Raw genomic sequence first — 18,448 nt, forward strand, 5'->3', positions numbered from 1 at the left:
GTCAGATCAGGTTCGCGCGCTTGTAGATCTGCTGCGCCGGCTTGGTGAGCAGGCCCGCGGAGCTGAGGAACTCCATCAGTCCCGAGCAGCTGGAGCGCAGCATCGACTTGTGGTGTTCGTTCGCCTTCGCTTCGCGGATGGCGCGTTTCGGCTCGAGGCCGGCGCGTTCGTAGACCTCGTCGCTGACCATGCTGGTGACGATGACGTAGGCGGCGACCGCGACGACGAAAGCGTTGATCTCCCGGCGCAGTCGGCTCGCCCCTGCCAGCCGCGCCTTGGTCTCCTCGCGGGCGAACTTCATGTGCCGCGATTCCTCGACGACGTGGATGTTGTTCACGGTCCGCACGAACGGGACGACGCGTTCGTCGCGCATCCAGTCGCGCTGCATTACGTCGAGGACCTCTTCGGCCACGAGGATGGCGGCGTAGGCGGCTTCGCCGGTGGCGAGGGTTTTGTACGCGCGGCCGAGTTCGACGGCCGCCCGCCGCGGGCGGTAGGCGGGCGCGTCGAGCTTGGCGGCTCCGCGGGCGAACATGATCGAGTGCCGGCACTCGTCGGCGATTTCGGTCAGCGCCCACTGGAAGTCCGGGTTGGTCGGGTCTTTCGCGTAGTAGTCCCGCAGCATCATCTGCTGCAGGATCATCTCGAACCAGATCCCGGTGCTCGCCACCGACGCGGCTTCCTGCCGGGTGAGTTCGCGCTGCTGCTCCGCGGTCATCTCGCGCCAGTAGGCGGTTCCGTACAGAGTGCTCCACTCGGGGCTTGCGCCGTGGTAGTTCGTGTCCAGCGGCGTCTCCCAGTCGACCTCCTGCGCCGGGTCGTAGGAGAGGGTCTCCGAGGAGCGCAGCAGCCGGTCCGCCATCTCGTGGCGATCGGTCTGCGCCGGGGCCGTGTGTTCCGCGGTCATGGGAGCTCCCTGCGAGGATGACGACTCTGCTTACTACCAAGCGGTAACTGTTACTCAAGGTAACAGCTATTGGATACCGCGTGAAGGGGCTCACTCCAAGATCTTGTGGTGCGAATCACCACGATGGTCGGCCAGCGGCCCCCGGGGGCGGGCGAGCCCCGGAAACGGCCGCCATCGCGCTCGGCGGACTTCCGGTGCGGGGGTCTCAGCGCGCCGCCGAGGTCGCGATCCACTCCACGGGCTGTCCCGCCCGGCCCGATTGATGCGCGCCGGGTATGGACCCGGTCGCAGTCGATATTTCACGCCGCAGGATCCGCTGGGAATACTCGATCGCCGCACCGGGCCAGGGCGGCTCGGCACGTGCCGCGCGACGCGCAGCGCCGAACCGGCCGGTGCACCCGCACGCCGCGGAGTGAGCACCACCGTTGCAGGGAGGTCCCGTGACCAGCACGACCGGGCAGCAGGCTCGCCCCGAGGATGCTCCGGAGGCGCCGCACGAGGCAGGACCCGCGCCGCGGTTCGAGCGCCCCGTGCAGCCGGTGGCCGGCCCGCGCCGCGTGCTCGCGGACCTCACGGCGAGCACCGCGGCGAACGGCCTCATCGGCCTGGTGTTCTCCGCGACGGGACCGATCGCGGTGATCCTCGCCGCCGGAATGCAGGGCGGTCTGTCGCAGGCGCAGCTGGCCTCATGGGTGTTCGGCGTGTTCGCCCTCAACGGAGTGCTGACCGTGCTGGCGTCGTGGCTGTACCGCCAACCGCTGGCCTTCTTCTGGACGATCCCCGGCACGGTCGTCGTCGGCGGGTCGTTGAACCACCTGGCCTGGCCGGAGGTGCTCGGCGCGTTCCTCGTCACCGGACTGCTCGTGCTCGTGCTGGCGCTGACCGGCTGGGTGCGCGCGGTCATGGCGGCGCTGCCGATGCCGATCGTCATGGCCATGGTCGCCGGGGTGTTCCTCAGCTTCGGCCTCGACCTGGTCACCTCGCTCGGCGCGGACCCGGTGCTCGCGGTGCCCATGGTGGCGGTGTTCGTGCTGCTGAGCGCGCACGCGATCGGCAAGAAGATCCCGCCGGTGCTGGGCGCGCTCGCGGCGGGTGCGGTGGCCCTGCTCGCCGGCGGGCGCTTCACCGGCGGCTCGGGGCAGGACGCCGGCTGGTTGGCGAGCCCGCTGTTGCAGACCCCGCAGTGGTCGTGGGCGGCGATCCTCGAACTCGTCGTCCCGCTGGCGGTGACGGTGCTCGTCGTGCAGAACGGTCAGGGCATCGCCGTGCTGCGGCAGGCCGGGCACGAGCCGCCGGTGAACACCTCCGCCGTCCTCTGCGGAGTGTGGTCGCTGCCCGCCGCGTTCGTCGGTGCCGTGTCGACCTGCCTGACCGGTCCGACGAACGCGTTGCTGGTGGCCTCCGGCGAGCGGGAGCGGCAGTACACCGCGGGCCTGGTCTGCGGCCTGTTGGCGATCGTCACCGGGATGTTCGCGCCCGCCTTCGTGCGGTTCATGCTCGCGGCGCCGCCGGCGTTCATCGCCGTGCTCGGCGGGCTCGCGATGCTGCGCGCGCTGCAGGGCGCCTTCACCACGGCCTTCCGCGGCGGGTGCACGCTCGGCGCGCTGGTCGCGTTCCTCGTCACGGTCTCCGATGTGCAACCGTTGAACATCAACGCGGCGTTCTGGGGGCTGCTGGCGGGGGTGGCGGTCTCCTTCGTGCTCGAGCGGCGCGATTTCGCCGCTGCGCGGGAGTCCGGCGCGGCAGCCTGAGCGCGCCCCGCCGCACGCCGTCCACTCCGGGCGGAAAACCGCGCGTTCGGGTCCGATCGCGCGTGGCTGCTGTTCGAACAGGCGCGCGGGGTTGCTCGCCGGCGTGCTGCGCAGCGTGCCTCGAGCGCGGCGATGAGCGGGGTCTCTCGGCTCGAGAAGGGCTCGGGGGAGTAACGTCGCCCACCGATCTAGGAGCGGATCGGTGCGGAAGCTTCCCGTGATCGCCCAGAGCACGGCCGGTTTCGTGCTGGTCACCCGCGTGCGCAGCGTGCGGTGAGCGACCCGTCGCGAAGGAGGAGCGCTGTGTCGGATGAGGCTGTGCCCGAAGAGACCGTGCCCGAAGAGACCGTGCCCGGTGAGGCCGACGAGGTGGAAGGTGCCGTGCGGGCCGCCCTGGGCCGGCTGGACCTCGACACCAAAGCGGCGCTGCTGTCGGGGCAGGACATGTGGTCGCTGCCCGCGGTTGCGGAGATCGGGCTGTCCGCACTGGTCATGTCGGACGGCCCGGTCGGCGTGCGCGGCGTGCGGTGGACCGCCGCGGACACCTCGATCGCCCTGCCCAGTCCGACGGCGTTGGCCGCCACGTGGGACCCGGAGTCGGCGCGCCGCGCCGGGCGCGTGCTGGCCCAGGAGGCGCGGCGCAAGGGGGTGCACGTGGTGCTGGCGCCGACGGTGAACCTGCACCGGTCTCCGCTCGGCGGGCGGCATTTCGAGTGCTATTCCGAGGATCCGCTGCTGACCGGCGCGATCGGCACCGGCTACGTGACCGGGGTGCAGGAAGGCGGGGTCGCCACCGCGGTCAAGCACTTCGTCGCCAACGACGCCGAAACCGAGCGGTTCACCGTGAACAACCGCGTCGACGAGCGCACGCTGCGGGAGCTCTACCTGGCCCCCTTCGAAGCGATCGTCCGCGATGCGCACCCGTGGGGTGTGATGGGCGCCTACAACGCGGTCAACGGGAAGACGATGACCGAGCACGACGACCTGGTCAACGGCGTCCTGCGCGCGGAGTGGGGCTTCGACGGCTTCGTCGTGTCCGACTGGTTCGGCGCGCGGCACACCGCCCGCGCCGCCGCCGGGGGACTCGACGTGGCCATGCCGGGACCGCGCACCGTCTACGGCCCGGCGCTGGCCGCCGCGGTCCGCGCCGGCGAGGTGGGCGAGTCCACTGTGGATGAAGCGGTGCGCGCAGTGCTGCGGCTGGCGGCCCGCGCGGGCGCGCTCGCCGGTGCACCCGCGGCGGAGCTGCCGGAACCGGTCGACGGCCGGGCGGCGGCCCGCGAACTCGCCGCGCGTTCCTTCGTGCTGCTGCGCAACGAAGGCGGAGCGCTGCCGCTGGAACAGCCCCGCTCGGTGGCCGTGCTCGGTGCCGCCGCCGCGGAGGCCCGCGTGCTCGGCGGCGGATCCGCGCAGGTCTTTCCCGACCACGTCGTCTCCCCGCTGGAGGGGTTGCAGCAGGCGCTGCCGCCGAACGCGGCCGTGCACCACGCCGTCGGCGCCGAGCCGAGCACGGGACTCACCGTCGCGGGCCGGGATTTCGACCTGCGGGCGGTCGTCCGCGCCGCCGACGGTCGCGTGCTCGCGGAGGAACCGCTGCCGAACGGGGCGATCCAGTGGCTCGGCGACTTCCCCGCCGGGGTCGACTTCGCCGAGGTGGACACCGTCGAGATCACCGGCACCTTCACCCCGCGCGCGAGCGGCGCGCACTCCTTCGGCACGCAGGGCTTCGGCCGGTTCGTGCTCACCGTCGGGTCGACGGTGGTCTTCGACGGCACCGAGCGCACCGCCGGCGGTGACGTGTTCGGCGCGTTCTTCGCCGGCCCCGCACCGCGCGGGGAAGTGGACCTGCGCGCGGGCGAAGCAGTGCCGGTGAGCCTGCTGCACGCGGTCGAGCGCTCCGCCGAGCTGCCGATCGATGCCGTCGCGTTCTCCCTGGCGCACCGCGAGCCCCAGCGCGACGCCGAGGAGCTGCTGGACGAGGCCGCCGCCGCGGCGGCCGAGGCCGAGGCCGCGGTGGTCGTGGTGGCGACCACCGAACGCGTGGAGAGCGAAGGTTTCGACCGCGCCGACCTGCGCCTGCCCGGCCGCCAGGACGAACTCGTCGCTCGCGTGGCCGCGGCCAATCCGCGCACGGTCGTGGTCGTCAACGCCGGTTCGCCGGTGGAGATGCCGTGGCGGGACGACGTCGCCGCGGTGCTGCTCGCCTGGTTCCCCGGGCAGGAAGCGGGTGCCGCGCTGGCCGACGTGCTGCTCGGCGCCTCCGAACCCGGTGGGCGGCTGCCCACCACGTGGCCGGCGAGGCTCGCCGACGCCCCGGTCACGCGGGTCACCCCGGAGGACGGGGAACTCGTCTACGACGAGGGCGTGTTCATCGGCTACCGCGCCTGGCAGCGCAGCGGTGCGGGATCGGGCAGCGGTGCGGGATCGGGCAGCGGTGCGGAACCGGCCTACTGGTTCGGCCACGGCCTCGGCTACACCGGCTGGTCCTACGAGGCGCTCGAGGTCGCTCCCGGCACCGGCGGGGAGCTCGGAACGCTGCGGGTGCGCGTGCGCAACACTGGCGGACGAGCCGGCCGCGAGGTCGTCCAGGCCTACCTCGCCGTTCCGACCGAGGACGCCGCCCCGACCGAGGACGCCGTCGACCGCCCGGCCCGCGTGCTGGCCGGTTTCGCCACCGCAGAAGCCGGGCCCGGCGAGACCGCCGAGGTGAGCATCGCGCTGCCGCGGCGGGCCGCGGAGTTCTGGGACACCGGCAAGCGCGGGTGGCGGCTCGTCCCCGGTGACTACACCGCCGAGGTCGGGCGCAGCGTCGCCGACCCGCGCCTGCACGCCCCGGTGCGCGTCGACTGAGACGGCCGCCGGTTGCGCTCACGGACCCGCAGTATCGTGGCGGCCGGACACGCCGCGAACGCGATGGGAGCCGATCGTGTCGGTGCAGCCGGACGTCGAACCTGACCAGCGCACCGCGCAGCAGCGCGCGGTCGAACTGGCCGTTGGCGGCATGACCTGCGCCGCGTGCGCCGCGCGGGTGGAGCGCAAGCTGAACAAGCTCGACGGCGTCTCGGCCAGCGTGAACTACGCCACCGAGAACGCGGCGGTGCAGGCGCCGGCGGAGGTCGACGTCGAGCAGCTCGTCGCGCAGGTCGAGAAGGCCGGCTACACGGCCCGGCCCGTGCGGCGCGACCACCCCGACGAGGAGGACGCCCAACCCGACGCGGACCGCGTGCGCTACCTGTGGCGCCGCCTCGTCGTCGCCCTGCTGCTCGGCGTGCCGCTGGCGGACTTCTCGATCACGCTGGCGCTGGTGCCCTCGCTGCGCTTCCCCGGCTGGCAGTGGGGCCTGGTGCTGCTGACGCTGCCCGTGGTCACCTGGTGCGCGTGGCCGTTCCACCACAAGGCGTTCACCGCGGCGCGGCACGGCACGAGCTCGATGGACACGCTGGTGTCGGTCGGCATCATCGCGGCCAGCTGCTGGTCGTTCTACGCGGCCTTCGCCTACGGCGACGTCGAACGCGCCGCCGACGGCGTGCTCGGGCTGGTGCTCGAACCCGGCGGGGCGCTGTACATCGAAGTGGCCGTGGCCGTGACGATCTTCGTGCTCGCCGGGCGGATGTTCGAGGCCAAGGCCAAACGCACCGCGGGCGGCGCCCTGCGCGCGCTCGCCGAGCTCGGCGCCAGCGAGGTCGTCGTGGTGGCCGGCGACGGTTCCGAATCGACAGTGCCGGTCTCGCAGCTGCGCGTGGGCGATCGGTTCGTCGTGCGGCCCGGGGAGACCGTCGCCACCGACGGCGTCGTCGAATCCGGCGCGGCCACCGTGGACAGCAGCTCGATGACGGGCGAGTCGGTGCCGGCCGAGGTGGCCGCGGGCGACGCGGTGATCGGTGGCACCGTGGCGCTCGGCGGGCGCCTCGTCGTCCGCGCCGACCGCGTCGGCTCGGACACGCAGCTGGCCCAGCTGGTCGACCTCGTCGAGCGGGCGCAGACCGACAAGGCCGGGGTGCAGCGGCTCGCCGACCGGATCTCGGGCGTGTTCGTCCCAGCGGTGTTCGCGCTGGCCGCACTGACCTTCGGCGGGTGGATGCTCGCGGGCGGCGGGGTGGAGACCGCCTTCGGCGCCGCCCTCGCCGTGCTCATCATCGCCTGCCCGTGCGCCCTCGGCCTGGCCACACCCACCGCGCTGCTGGTGGCCTCCGGCCGCGGCGCCCAGCTCGGCGTGTTCATCAAGGGCCACCAGGCGCTGGAGTCCGCCCGCGCCGTGGACACGGTGGTGCTGGACAAGACCGGCACGGTCACCACCGGTCGGATGTCCGTGGTGGACGTGCGAGCCACCGGCGACGCCGAGGAACTGCTGCGGCACGCCGGCGCGGTCGAGCACGCCTCCGAGCACGTGGTGGCCCGCGCGATCGCGGAGCACGCCGCCGACGCGGTCGGCAGGCTGCCCGAGGTGGCGGACTTCGCCGGGCTCGCCGGCCTCGGGGCCCGCGGCGCGGTGGAGGGCCACGAGGTCCTCGTCGGCTCGCGGCGGTTGCTGTCCGAGGAGGGCGTCGAGCTGCCCGCCGAGCTCGACGAGGTGCGCCAGCAGTGGGAAGGCGCCGGGCGCACCACCGTCTGCGTGGCCCGCGACGGGGCGGCGGTCGGACTGTTCGCCCTGGCCGACGGGGTGCGGGCGAGCGCGGGCCCGGCGGTGGCCGAGCTGCGCGCCCTCGGACCGCGCACGGTGCTGCTCACCGGGGACAACGAGGCCACGGCGCGTTCGGTGGCCGGTGCGATCGGTGTCGACGAGGTGATCGCCGAGGTGCTCCCCGCGGACAAGGCCGCCGTGGTGGAACGGTTGCAGGGGCAGGGGCGCACGGTGGCGATGGTCGGTGACGGGGTCAACGACGCGCCGGCGCTGGCCCGCTCCGACCTGGGACTGGCCGTGGTCACCGGCACCGACGTGGCCATCGGCGCGGCCGACCTGGTCCTCGTGCGCACCGATCTGCACGTGGTGCCGACCGCGGTCCGCCTGGCCCGCGCCACGCTCGGCACCATCCGCGGCAACCTGGCCTGGGCCTTCGGCTACAACGTCGCCGCGCTGCCGGTGGCGGCGTTCGGCCTGCTCAACCCGCTGGTCGCCGCGGCAGCGATGGCGCTTTCCTCGCTGCTGGTGGTGTCCAACAGCATGCGGCTGCGCAGCTTCACCGATGCGGGCGGCCGGCGCGCTGCGGATGTTCAGCGCGCGGAGGCCTCGGCTCCGGTGGCCACGCGGTAGTTCTCCGGCGAGGGAGCTGTGAACGCCTCGTCGGTGCGCGACCACTGGGCGAGCAGGGCGGCCAGCATGCCGAACAGCACCAGCTCGCCGATCACCAGCGCGAAGATGCCGCCCAGCTGCTGATCGGCCAGCAGATCGGGCACCCACGGCAGTGCCAGCGCCTCGTACATGTTCGACGCGGCCGGCCCGTTGCCGATCTCCCGGTCGGTGCCGATGACCAGCGCACCGAAGACGATGTCGGCGGGCATGGCGGCCAGCAGCATGCCCAGCCGCGCGATGCTCGGCAGCGGTCGCGGAGCCCGGTCGGCGCCGATGAGCGGCCAGGCGAACAGGTAGCCCACCGCGAGGAACCACGCGTTGATGAGGACGTGGCCCCAGTGGTAGCGCACCAGGGCGTCGAACAGGTCGGTGAAGTACAGCAGGAACGGTGAACCGGCGAACAGCACCAGCGCCACGAGGGGGTGCGTCAGCCAGCGCACCACCCGCGAGTGCTGCAGGTCCGCCCAGTCGGACGCGCCCGGCAGCTGCCCGGTGCGCTGCCGGGCGCAGGTGCGCAGCAGCGTCAGCGGTCCGCCGAGAGCGAGCAGCGCCGGCACGGCCATGGACACGAGCATGTGGCTGGCCATGTGCATGCTGAACATCGCCGCCGCGTACCGGCCGAGGCCGGAGGAGGTCGCCACGAGCAGCAGCAGGCACCCGGCGAGCCAGGCGAGCGTGCGGACCAGCGGCCACGGCTGGCCGCGCCGCCGCAGGCGCACCACCCCCACCAGGTATCCGACCGCCAGGGCCGCGGCGAGCGCTGTGAACACGAGCTCGAACCGCCAGTCGGTCAGCAGCCGCCACGGTGTGGGCGGCCCGGCCAGGTGGTAGCCGAGCAACGTGTCCTGCGTGCCGCTGGCCCGGTCCAGCGCCGCCGGCAGCGGCAGGTGCGTCAGTCCGATCGACAGCCCCACCGCGCCCAGCAGCACGAGCAGCTCGGTCCCGGCCAGCCGCAGCGGTCCGGACCAGCCCTGCCCCGGTCGGTCCAGGCCGCGCAGCACCCGGCGCCGCAGCAGCGCACCGCCCGCGGCCAGAGCGGCGACGAGCAGTGTCTTGACCAGCAGCGCGCGCCCGTACGGGGAGGTGAACAGCTCGGACGGGCTGGTGAGCACGAACGCGTCGACCACGCCCGTGGCGGCGAGCACGAGCAGGCAGCCCGCGGCCAGCCGCGAGTACCGCGTCGCCAGTTCGCCGCTGATGGTGCCGGCGCGGCGCGCGTGGACCAGCAGGGCGATGAGCGTGCCGATCCACAGGGCCGCTGCCGGAACGTGCATCATCCGCACGGCGATGGCCAGGTCGTGGCCCGCGTCGGAGGAGCCGTGCGCGGTCACCAGCGGCGGCAGCAGCGCGAGCACGGCCAGCGCCAGCAGCCCGGCCGCGGAGCGCCAGGCCAGCGCGGTCCGCGCGCCGAACGCGACGACCGCCGCGAGCGCCGCGGCGATCAGCCACGCCCGCGGGGGTTCCAGCGCGGGCAGCAGTCCGAGCAGCTGCTCGGGGACGAGCGCTTCGCGCAGCGGAACCCCGGCCTGCTGCGCGGCGCTGAACGGCACCAGCAGCAGCGCGCCCGCGCACCAGACGATTCCGCTGTGCCCGGCCACGCGCAGCTGCGCATACCCGGGGGCGGTGACCGTGCCGGAGGTGCGGGCGCGCGTGCAGCAGACCACGAAGGCCAGCGCACCGAGGCATACGACGGCGGCCAGTTCGGTGACCAGCCGCAGCACGGGAGCGCCGATGCGCACGGCCGCGCCGGGGTCGGCGCTGCCCACGGCCGCGTAGGGCAGGGCTCCCGCGGCCAGGGCGATCGCGACGACGACGGCGGTGGCCAGTACCGGGCCGGCGATGAGCAGCCAGCTCGGTGCGGATCTGCGTGCGGATGTCACGGCGACATTCTCGCGCGGCAGTTCACCGCGTCCGCCGAGCCCCGGTCGCCCCTCCTGCTCCGGTGTGCTGCGACCGGAGGTGGTCGACCGGGAGGTGCTCTCCGCGCAGCTGCGGTCCCCGCGGTGGATCGGAGGGGGATTCGATCTTTGACACCGTACCCCCCTAGGGTATAAATTCAGGTGTGTCGCAACCGCTGCGGAGGGAGTCGGGCGATGGCGCACCCGGAGGCCACCGACGTCGAGCGCGCCGGTGTGGAACTCGCGATCGAAGGCATGACCTGCGCCTCGTGCGCCGCGCGGGTGGAGCGCAAGCTGAACAAGCTCGACGGCGTCGAGGCCAGCGTCAACTACGCCACCGAGAAGGCGAAGGTGCAGCGCCCCGTCGCGATCAGCGACGAGGAGCTCATCCGCACCGTCGAAGCCGCGGGCTACGGCGCTCACCTGCCCGAGCCGGAAACGGACGCCGCGGAGGCCGAGCAGCGGCGTCTGACCGCGCTGCGCACGCGCGTGCTCGTCTCCGCGGTGCTGTCCGCGCCGGTCATCGCGCTGGCGATGGTGCCGGCTTGGCAGTTCCCCGCCTGGCAGTGGGTTTCGCTGGTGCTGGCCGCGCCCGTCGTGCTGTGGGGCGCGCTGCCGTTCCACAGCGCCGCGTGGACGAACCTGCGGCGCGGCGCGGCCACGATGGACACGCTCATCTCGATGGGCACGCTCGCCGCGTTCGGCTGGTCGCTGTACGCGCTCGTCTTCGGCCGTGCCGGCGAGATCGGCATGACGCACGCGTTCGAGTTCTCGGTGCAGCGCATCCACGGTGGCGGTGCGATCTACCTCGAGGTCGCCGCGGGCGTGACCACGTTCGTGCTCGCCGGCCGGTACTTCGAAGCGCGGTCGAAGCGCCGGTCCGGTGCGGCGCTGCGCAAACTGCTGGACCTGGGTGCCAAGGACGTCGCCGTGCTGCGCGGCGGCGAGGAGCACCGCGTGCCGGCGGAGGAGCTGCGCGTCGACGACGTCTTCGTCGTCCGCCCCGGGGAGAAGATCGCCACCGACGGCGTCGTCGTCGAGGGCTCCTCGGCCGTGGACGCGGGCATGCTCACCGGCGAGTCCGCGCCCGTCGAAGTCGGCCCGGGCGAGCAGGTCGTCGGCGCCACGGTCAACGCGGGCGGGCGGCTGGTCGTGCGCGCCACCCGCGTCGGCGCGGACACGCGCCTGGCCCAGATGGCGCGGCTCGTCGAGGACGCCCAGAGCGGCAAGGCGCAGGTCCAGCGGCTCGCCGACCGCATCTCCGCGGTGTTCGTGCCGATCGTGCTGGTCCTCGCGCTCGGCACGCTCGTGTTCTGGCTGGTCAGCGGCAGTCCGGTGCAGGCGTTCACGGCAGCCGTGGCCGTGCTCATCATCGCCTGCCCGTGCGCGCTCGGATTGGCCACGCCGACGGCGCTGCTCGTCGGCACCGGCCGGGGTGCCCAGCTCGGCATCCTCATCAAGGGCCCGGAAGTGCTCGAATCCACCCGCCGCGTCGACACGGTCGTGCTGGACAAGACCGGCACCGTCACCAGCGGGCGAATGGAGTTGACCGGTGTGCACGTCACCGCCGACAGCACCGAGGACGAGGTGCTCGCTCTCGCCGGCGCGGTCGAGAGCGGCTCGGAGCACCCGGTCGCGCAGGCCATCGTGCGCGGAGCCGGTGAGCGCACCGGCCGGCTCGGCCAGGTCGCGGAGTTCGGCAGCGAAGCCGGTCTCGGTGTGCGCGGGATCGTCGAGGGGCGGGCCGTTCTCGTCGGCCGGCAGGCCCTGCTGCAGCGGTGGAGCGTCACCGTGTCCGAGGAGCTCGCCGCCGCTGCGGAGGCGGCCGAGCGGCAGGGCGCCACCGCGGTTCTCGTGGCCGCCGACGGGATCGCCCGCGGGGTGCTCGTCGTCGCCGACGCGGTCAAGCCGACCTCGGCCGAGGCCGTGCGGTCCCTGCGCGGCCTGGGGCTGCGCCCCGTGCTGCTGACCGGGGACAACGAAGCGGCCGCGCGGGCCATCGCCGGGGCCGTCGGCATCGACGACGTGCGTGCCGAAGTGCTGCCGCAGGACAAGGTGGACGCCGTCGCGCGCCTGCAGTCGGAGGGCCGTGCGGTGGCCATGATCGGTGACGGGGTCAACGACGCCGCCGCGCTCGCGCAGGCCGACCTCGGCCTGGCGATGGGCACGGGCACCGATGTCGCCATCGAGGCCGGCGACCTCACGCTGGTGCGCGGTGATCTGCGGGCCGCGGTGGACGCGATCCGGCTGTCGCGCCGCACGCTCGGCACGATCAAGGGCAACCTGTTCTGGGCGTTCGCCTACAACACGGCGGCGCTGCCGCTGGCCGCGGCCGGCCTGCTCAACCCGATGATCGCCGGTGCGGCGATGGCGTGCAGTTCGGTGTTCGTGGTCAGCAACAGCCTGCGCCTGCGGAGGTTCCGCAGCGCCGCGGGACAGGCCGAGGCGGGTGCGCGGCGCGGCGGCCCGCGTTCGGCGGTGCCGGTTTCCGCGGTGCGGTGACCCGGGGCGGGCCGCCGCGGTCGTCACGTCTCGCGGCGGGCCCGCTGGCGTCCGGTGCGGCTGGTGAGCTCGGTTTCGATGTCCTCGAGCGTGCGGTTCTTCGTCTCCGGCAGCCAGCGGTAGAGGTAGATCAGCACGAACAGCCCGAGCACGCCGTAGAGCCAGAACACCCCGGCGGGCCCGCCGAACAGGCCGATGAGCGTGAGCACCGAGATGGACACGACGAAGTTCAGCGCCCAGTGCGAGACGATGCCGAACGAACCCGCCTTGCCGCGCACGCTGTTCGGGAAGATCTCGCTGTTGACCAGCCAGATCGCGATGCCGAGGCTGCAGGCGAACGCCGACTGGTAGACGATCAGGGCGGCGATGAGCAGCACGGCGACCGTGCCCTGCACCGGCTGCGTGAACAGCAGGCCGATGAACGCCAGGGCCGCGATGATCACGACCGTGCCGCCGAGGATGAGCGGGCGCCGCCCCAGCCGGTCGATGAACACCAGCGCGAAGATCGTGAACAGCACGTTGAGCGTGCCGATGCCCACCGAGGCCAGGATCGCGCCCGCATCGCCGAATCCGGCGTCGGTGAGGATCGTGGGCGCGTAGTAGATGATCGCGTTCACCCCGACGACCTGGCTGCCGCCGGCGGCGGCGACGCCGACGGAGACCCACCGGCGGTAGCGCGGCCCGAGCAGTTCGCGGTAGGTGATGCGTCCTTCGGCCTGCACCGTGTCGCGGATCTCGGTGAGTTCGGATTCGACGTGCTCGGGCGGCCGGGTGCGGGCGAGCACGGCCCGCGCTTCGTCCTGCCGGCCGTGCGTGATCAGCCAGCGCGGACTCTCCGGTAGTCGCAGCAGGCCGAGGAACATGGCCACGGCGGGCAGAACGGCCACGCCGAGCATCCACCGCCACGCGCCGGTGTGGGACAGGCCGTAGCCGACGATGTACGAGACGAGGATGCCGACGGTGACCATGAACTGGTGCAGCGACACGAGCGTGCCCCGCCGATGCGGTGGCGCCATCTCGGCGATGTAGCCGGGGACGACGAGCGAGGAGATCCCGATGGCCACGCCGAGGAATCCGCGGGACGTCACCAGGAACTCCACGTTCGGCGCCAGCGCGCAGGCCAGCGTGGCGAGCGTGAACAGCACGGTCACGGCGATGAGCGTGTTGCGGCGTCCCGCCCGGTCGGAGACGGGGCCGCCGATGAGCACGCCGATGACCGCACCGACGAGGATCGAGGCGGTCACGACTTCCTGCGTGGAGTCGCCGAACCCGAACTCCGGTCGGATGTAGAGGATGGCCGCCGAGATGACTCCGGTGTCGTAGCCGAACAGCAGCCCGCCGAACGCCGCGATGATCGACGCGCCGATGACGAGGCCGCTTCCGCGGTCGCGTTGCCGGCTGTTGTTCTCGCGTGCGGTGCCACTCGCCATGGCAGCTCCCTAGGACGGCTGTGCCGGGTCCGAACTGCGGATCGCCCGGCCGAATCATACGAGCTGTGCGGGGTTTCCGCCGCTCCGCGAACGTCGCACGTCCGAGCACTGTGGACGGGGGACGAACCGGTGGGCGGTGGTGCGGGTCGGGTAGCGGTGTCGCGGCGTGTGAGTGGACGGCGGAGGCCGCGCGGGGCGCGGTCGTCGGGGCGAGGGTATCGCCGCGCAGGCGCTGTGGTGTCCGCCTTCCGCGTGACATCCTCCGATGTGGGAAAATTTCCTTAGTAAGTGGTATTGAAAAGGATATTATTCAACTACTGTGGGGTCAGTTGGGAAAATCGTTCCCACGGCGTACTCGGGAGGTCGGAGATGACCCTGCGGGACGAGGCGGCGCGCGAGGCCGCGACACGGCACGAGCACCGAAGCGCCGACGGCGGCACTGACCAGCCCGGCACTGACCAGCCCGGCACTGACCAGCCCGGCAGCAGCGCTCAGCAGCCCGGTGACGGCACTCAGGAGCCCGGCGGCAGCGTCGATCAGCCCGGTGGCAGCGTCGACGGACGCGGTGCCGATGCCGCTGCGCCTGGCCCGCGGGGGGACGGCGGCACGGTCCCCACCGCGCGTGCGGTGCAGGAGCTGCGCGCGAGCGTCACCGGCGACCTGCTCGACATCGTCGTCGACCTGGACTCCGGCAGCGGATGCCGTTTCAGCGACGCCCGCGACGGCACCGAATACCTCGACATGACGATGTACTTCAGCTCCGCACCGCTCGGGCACGGGCACCCGGCGCTGCGTGATCCGGCGTGCGAACGCGCGCTGCTGCGGGCGGCGCGCACGAAACCGTCCAATCCGGACTTCGCCACGGCGGAACAAGCGGAGTTCGCCGAGACCTTCCGCCGCGTTGCCGGTGATCCCGCGCTGCCGCTGCTGTTCTTCATCGACAGCGGCACGCTCGCGGTGGAGAACGCGCTCAAGATCGCGTTCGACTGGAAGACGAAGCGCAACGCGCGCGCCGGCGTGGCCGCACGCGCGCACCGGGTGCTGCACCTGCGGCACGCCTTCCACGGTCGCAGCGGGTACACGATGTCGCTGACCAACACCGAACCGGCGAAGATCCGCGACTACCCCAAGTTCGACTGGCCGCGGATACCCAGCCCGGTCGTCTCCGCCGAGGAGTGGGAGTCCCCGGGGCTGCTGCCGGCCGAGAACGCCGCGCTCGAGCAGGCACGCGCCGAACTGGAGCGCTACGGCGCGGAGATCGCCTGCCTCGTCTACGAACCGGTCCAGGGCGAGGGCGGCGACCGGCACCTGCGCGGGCGGTTCCTGCGGGCGCTGCGGGAGCTGTGCACCGAGCACGACGTGCTCACCGTCGCCGACGAGGTGCAGACGGGGGCCCTCGCCGGGGCTCCCTGGGTCTCGGCGGAACTCGACCTGCGCCCGGATCTCATCGCCTTCGGCAAGCGCATGCAGGTCTGCGGTGTCCAGGGTGGACGCCGCGTGCTGGAGGTCGAGGACAACGCGTTCCGGGAGCCGAGCCGGATCAGCTCGACCTGGGGTGGTTCGCTGGTCGACATGGTGCGGGCCACGCACGTCCTGCGGAGGATCGAACGCGATGAGCTGTTCGACCACGCCGCGCGGATGGGGGAGCTGCTGCGGGCCGAACTGCGCGGGCTCGCCGCGGAGTTCCCCGACGCGCTGCGGGATCCGCGCGGACGTGGTCTCATGTGTGCCATCGGCTTTCACGACCGCGCAGTGCGGGACGACGTGATCGCCGATGCCCGGAGGCGGTGTCGCACGCTGTTCCTGCCGAGCGGGCCGGACTCCGTGCGGTGGCGCCCTCCGCTGACCGTCTCGGAGGAGGAGGTCTCCGCGGCGGTCGCGGCGATGCGCACGTGCTTGCACCGGGCGCATTGATCGGGGAGGGGCGCGGGGCGGAGCCGAGTGCTCCGCCCCGCGGTGCCCCGCGCCGCCGCCCCGCGGTGGCGACGCAGTGACCCGCGGTGGCGACGCGGCGACCTGCGGTAGCGACGTGGTGACCCGCGGTGCGACGGAGACCACGCCGGTGCCGCCGGTTCGTCAAGTGCGCTGCGCCTGCGGTTACCGTGGTTGTTCATGGATGTCCGGGTCATCGAGCACCCCCTCGCCAAGGCGCGCTTGAGCACGATGCGCGACGTGCGCACCAACAGCGCCGAGTTCCGCGCCGCGCTGCAGGAGCTCACGCTCATGCTGCTGTACGAGGCCACCCGTGAGGCCGCGGTGGCCACCTATGACGTCGACACGCCGATCACGCGCACCAGCGGGTACACGTTGGCCGAGCCGCCGCTGTTCGTCCCCGTGCTGCGGGCGGGTCTCGGGATGGCGGATCAGGCGCACCGCCTGATCCCGGAAGCGCAGATGGGCTTCATCGGGCTCGCCCGGGACGAGGAGACCCTGCGTCCGACGCCGTACTTGGAGTCGCTGCCGGAGGACCTCTCCGGCCGCCCGGTGTTCGTGCTCGACCCGATGCTGGCCACCGGCGGGTCGATGGCGTACACGATCCGCATGCTCGTGGAACGCGGCGCCAGCGACGTCACCGCGATCTGCACGTTGGCGGCGCCGGAGGGCCTGCGGCGGCTCGAGGACTCGGAACTGCCGCTGCGGGTCGTCACCGCCAGCGTGGACGAGCGGCTCGACGAGAAGGGCTTCATCGTGCCCGGCCTCGGCGACGCGGGCGACCGCGAATACGGCGCCGTCACCTGAGAGGCACACCCGGGAGGCTCACCTGGGAGGCCTGCACCGGGACGCCTGCCCCGGGACGCCCCGCGAACGGGCTCCCACAGCTGAACCGCGCGGTGGGACTGCTGCGCGGTGTGCCTGCTGCGCGGTGGGGCTCGGCCGTGTGCACGTTTCTCGAGAAAAGTCGGCGACATTTCTCGAGAAATGTACAAACCCCTGGTCAGGTGGGGTCGGTTGGGGTCCGACGCGCCGGAGCACGAGGACGGTAGGCGCTCCGCTTGCGCGCTCGACCGGGGCAACGATCGCTGCCGGCGAACAGGAGCACGTGCTCTCCTCCCGAGAAGTCGGAAGTGCGGCCGATCGTGTTGGTTCGCCGCCGGTGGGGACGTGCACTCGGAGTACGAGCCCCACGACCGGGGGAGACCAGCTCGCCGGGTTCGTGGGAACCTGTGCACGTGACATCACGACAATCCGGTTTCTTACGTGCGGGCGCCCGCGGCCTGTTGGCAGCGGCAGCCGCCGGGGTGGTGTACCGCAACGTCCGGACGCTGTCCCAAGTGCGTGCGGTGCTGCCCCTCGGTGGGTCCAGCGCCCCGAGCACGCTGCCGCCGAAGGTCACCGCTGTCGTTCCCGCCCGCGACGAAGCCGCCGTGCTGGACGCGTGCGTGCGCGCACTGCGGGAGCAGAACCACGGCAACCGGGCCGGCTCCGCGGCCGGCGCGCTGCGCATCGTCGTCGTCGACGACGGTTCGACCGACGACACGCCGGTGATCGCCCGCCAGCACGCCGAGGCGGACCCGCGGGTGCGCGTGGTGCGGTTGGACGAACTGCCGGAGGGGTGGAGCGGCAAGGTCCACGCGATGCACTCCGGGGTTGCGCACGCGGACGAGCCGGAGGCCGGCGAGTGGCTCATGTTCGTCGACGCGGACATGCAGCTCGGCCCCGAACTGGTCAGCCGTCTGCTGGCGACGGCGGAGGACGCCGATGCCGACCTGGTCTCCACGCCCGGTGGTCCGCCGGAGCAGCACTCCGCGACATGGCCCTGGCTGATGCCGCCGGGGTTGCAGATGATCGGGGAGAACGCGGCGCCGGACGGCCGGGGGCGCAAGGCCTTCGCGATCGGTCACTGCATCCTGCTGCGGCGTTCGCACTACGACAAGATCGGCGGGTGGTCGGCCCTGGCGTCCGTGCGCAACGAGGACATCGCGATCGCGACGCGGGTGCGTGACCACGGCGGCACGACGCAGCTGGTCGATTCGGGCACGCACGCGGTCACCACCGGCATGGACCCGTTCCGCCAGGGCTGGCGGTCGTTCCGGAAGAGTTTCGTGGCCGGTACGCGCGGTTCGGTGCCCGCTCTGGCGGCGATCGGCGTCGGGCAGATCGTCGCGTCGCTGGCCGCCCCCGCGGCCACCCTGGTCGGGCTGGGCACGCGCCGCCGGGGACTGGCCGCGGTGGGGGCTGCGGGCTGGGCCGCGCAGAGCATCGCGCACGTGCGCACCGCACGGATGATGGGTTCGGATCCGCGGTACGCGCCGCTGGCTCCGGTGTCCGGCACGATGTTCGGCAGCGTCCTGCTCGACGGCGTGGTGCGCGTCGTGCGCGGCAAGACGGCGTGGAAGGGGCGCCGCACGCGCTACTGAGCGGGTCCGGCGACGGAGCGGCCGGCGCGTTCCGGCGCGCCGGAACGCGCTGACGTCGGGTTCGGCTGGGACGATGGGGGTTCGACCGCGGTGCACCGTTGCGCCCGTGCGCGGGCTGCGGTGTCGCGTCCTCCCCGCGCGGTACCGCGCTACGTGGAGGACGACCGATGTGGTTGCGGACTGGGGCGCCCTGAACATTGCACGGTGATGAGGGAAGGCGGGCTCTGCTCAGGGCGCCCACTGGCCGCCAAGGCGGACCTTGACGACACGATCAGGTTACTCGTTCCACGCCGACCAAGATCAACTGGGGTA

Annotated in this window: 10 protein-coding genes; 7 read left to right on the forward strand and 3 right to left on the reverse strand. The window is 72.8% G+C overall.

Annotated elements, in window-relative coordinates:
* Nucleotide 1 precedes the first annotated feature (1 nt).
* Nucleotides 2–907, reverse strand: coding sequence for an AurF N-oxygenase family protein (locus tag ACVGV2_RS03295; RefSeq protein WP_459164575.1), 906 nt, complete (start codon nt 905–907; stop codon nt 2–4).
* 440 nt (nt 908–1,347) lie between these two features.
* On the opposite strand from ACVGV2_RS03295, the gene ACVGV2_RS03300 reads away from it, so the two are divergent.
* From ACVGV2_RS03300 to ACVGV2_RS03310, 3 genes are all read left to right on the forward strand, one after another.
* The gene (locus ACVGV2_RS03300; RefSeq protein ID WP_459164576.1) at nt 1,348–2,658 is read left to right on the forward strand and encodes a benzoate/H(+) symporter BenE family transporter; all 1,311 of its coding nucleotides are present in this window, start codon (nt 1,348–1,350) and stop codon (nt 2,656–2,658) included.
* A gap of 333 nt (nt 2,659–2,991) precedes the next feature.
* Nucleotides 2,992–5,508, forward strand: a complete 2,517-nt coding sequence (locus ACVGV2_RS03305; protein WP_459165849.1) for a beta-glucosidase family protein — start codon at nt 2,992–2,994, stop codon at nt 5,506–5,508.
* Between the two features lie 82 nt (nt 5,509–5,590).
* Nucleotides 5,591–7,909, forward strand: a complete 2,319-nt coding sequence (locus ACVGV2_RS03310; protein ID WP_459165850.1) for a heavy metal translocating P-type ATPase — start codon at nt 5,591–5,593, stop codon at nt 7,907–7,909.
* On the opposite strand, the gene ACVGV2_RS03315 is transcribed toward ACVGV2_RS03310, so the two are convergent.
* On the reverse strand, nt 7,870–9,828 hold the full coding sequence (locus ACVGV2_RS03315) for a cytochrome c oxidase assembly protein (protein ID WP_459164577.1): 1,959 nt from the start codon (nt 9,826–9,828) through the stop codon (nt 7,870–7,872). The genes ACVGV2_RS03310 and ACVGV2_RS03315 overlap by 40 nt on opposite strands.
* A 213-nt stretch (nt 9,829–10,041) precedes the next feature.
* On the opposite strand from ACVGV2_RS03315, the gene ACVGV2_RS03320 reads away from it, so the two are divergent.
* Nucleotides 10,042–12,348: a heavy metal translocating P-type ATPase gene (locus ACVGV2_RS03320; RefSeq protein WP_459164578.1), complete on the forward strand. Its 2,307-nt coding sequence runs from the start codon at nt 10,042–10,044 to the stop codon at nt 12,346–12,348.
* A gap of 23 nt (nt 12,349–12,371) precedes the next feature.
* Here the strand turns inward: ACVGV2_RS03320 and ACVGV2_RS03325 are convergent, their stop codons facing one another.
* Nucleotides 12,372–13,778 (reverse strand): sugar porter family MFS transporter, encoded by a 1,407-nt coding sequence (locus ACVGV2_RS03325; RefSeq protein WP_459164579.1) that lies wholly within the window; start codon nt 13,776–13,778, stop codon nt 12,372–12,374.
* 369 nt (nt 13,779–14,147) lie between these two features.
* On the opposite strand from ACVGV2_RS03325, the gene lat reads away from it, so the two are divergent.
* The 3 genes from lat (at nt 14,148) to ACVGV2_RS03340 (ending at nt 18,136) form a co-directional block, all read left to right on the forward strand.
* Nucleotides 14,148–15,692, forward strand: coding sequence for an L-lysine 6-transaminase (gene lat / locus ACVGV2_RS03330; RefSeq protein WP_459164580.1), 1,545 nt, complete (start codon nt 14,148–14,150; stop codon nt 15,690–15,692).
* A gap of 198 nt (nt 15,693–15,890) precedes the next feature.
* The gene (gene upp, locus ACVGV2_RS03335) at nt 15,891–16,517 is read left to right on the forward strand and encodes a uracil phosphoribosyltransferase (protein ID WP_459164581.1); all 627 of its coding nucleotides are present in this window, start codon (nt 15,891–15,893) and stop codon (nt 16,515–16,517) included.
* A 479-nt stretch (nt 16,518–16,996) separates the two neighbouring features.
* Nucleotides 16,997–18,136, forward strand: coding sequence for a glycosyltransferase family 2 protein (locus tag ACVGV2_RS03340; protein WP_459164582.1), 1,140 nt, complete (start codon nt 16,997–16,999; stop codon nt 18,134–18,136).
* Nucleotides 18,137–18,448 lie beyond the last annotated feature (312 nt).

This window comes from Bounagaea algeriensis (genome assembly GCF_054491375.1).

Coding starts and splice junctions, on each gene's coding strand:
- ACVGV2_RS03295 (WP_459164575.1), bottom strand. CDS start 907: ATGACCGCGGAACACACGGCCCCGGCGCAGACCGATCGCCACGAGATG.
- ACVGV2_RS03320 (WP_459164578.1), top strand. CDS start 10,042: ATGGCGCACCCGGAGGCCACCGACGTCGAGCGCGCCGGTGTGGAACTC.
- ACVGV2_RS03325 (WP_459164579.1), bottom strand. CDS start 13,778: ATGGCGAGTGGCACCGCACGCGAGAACAACAGCCGGCAACGCGACCGC.
- lat (WP_459164580.1), top strand. CDS start 14,148: ATGACCCTGCGGGACGAGGCGGCGCGCGAGGCCGCGACACGGCACGAG.
- upp (WP_459164581.1), top strand. CDS start 15,891: ATGGATGTCCGGGTCATCGAGCACCCCCTCGCCAAGGCGCGCTTGAGC.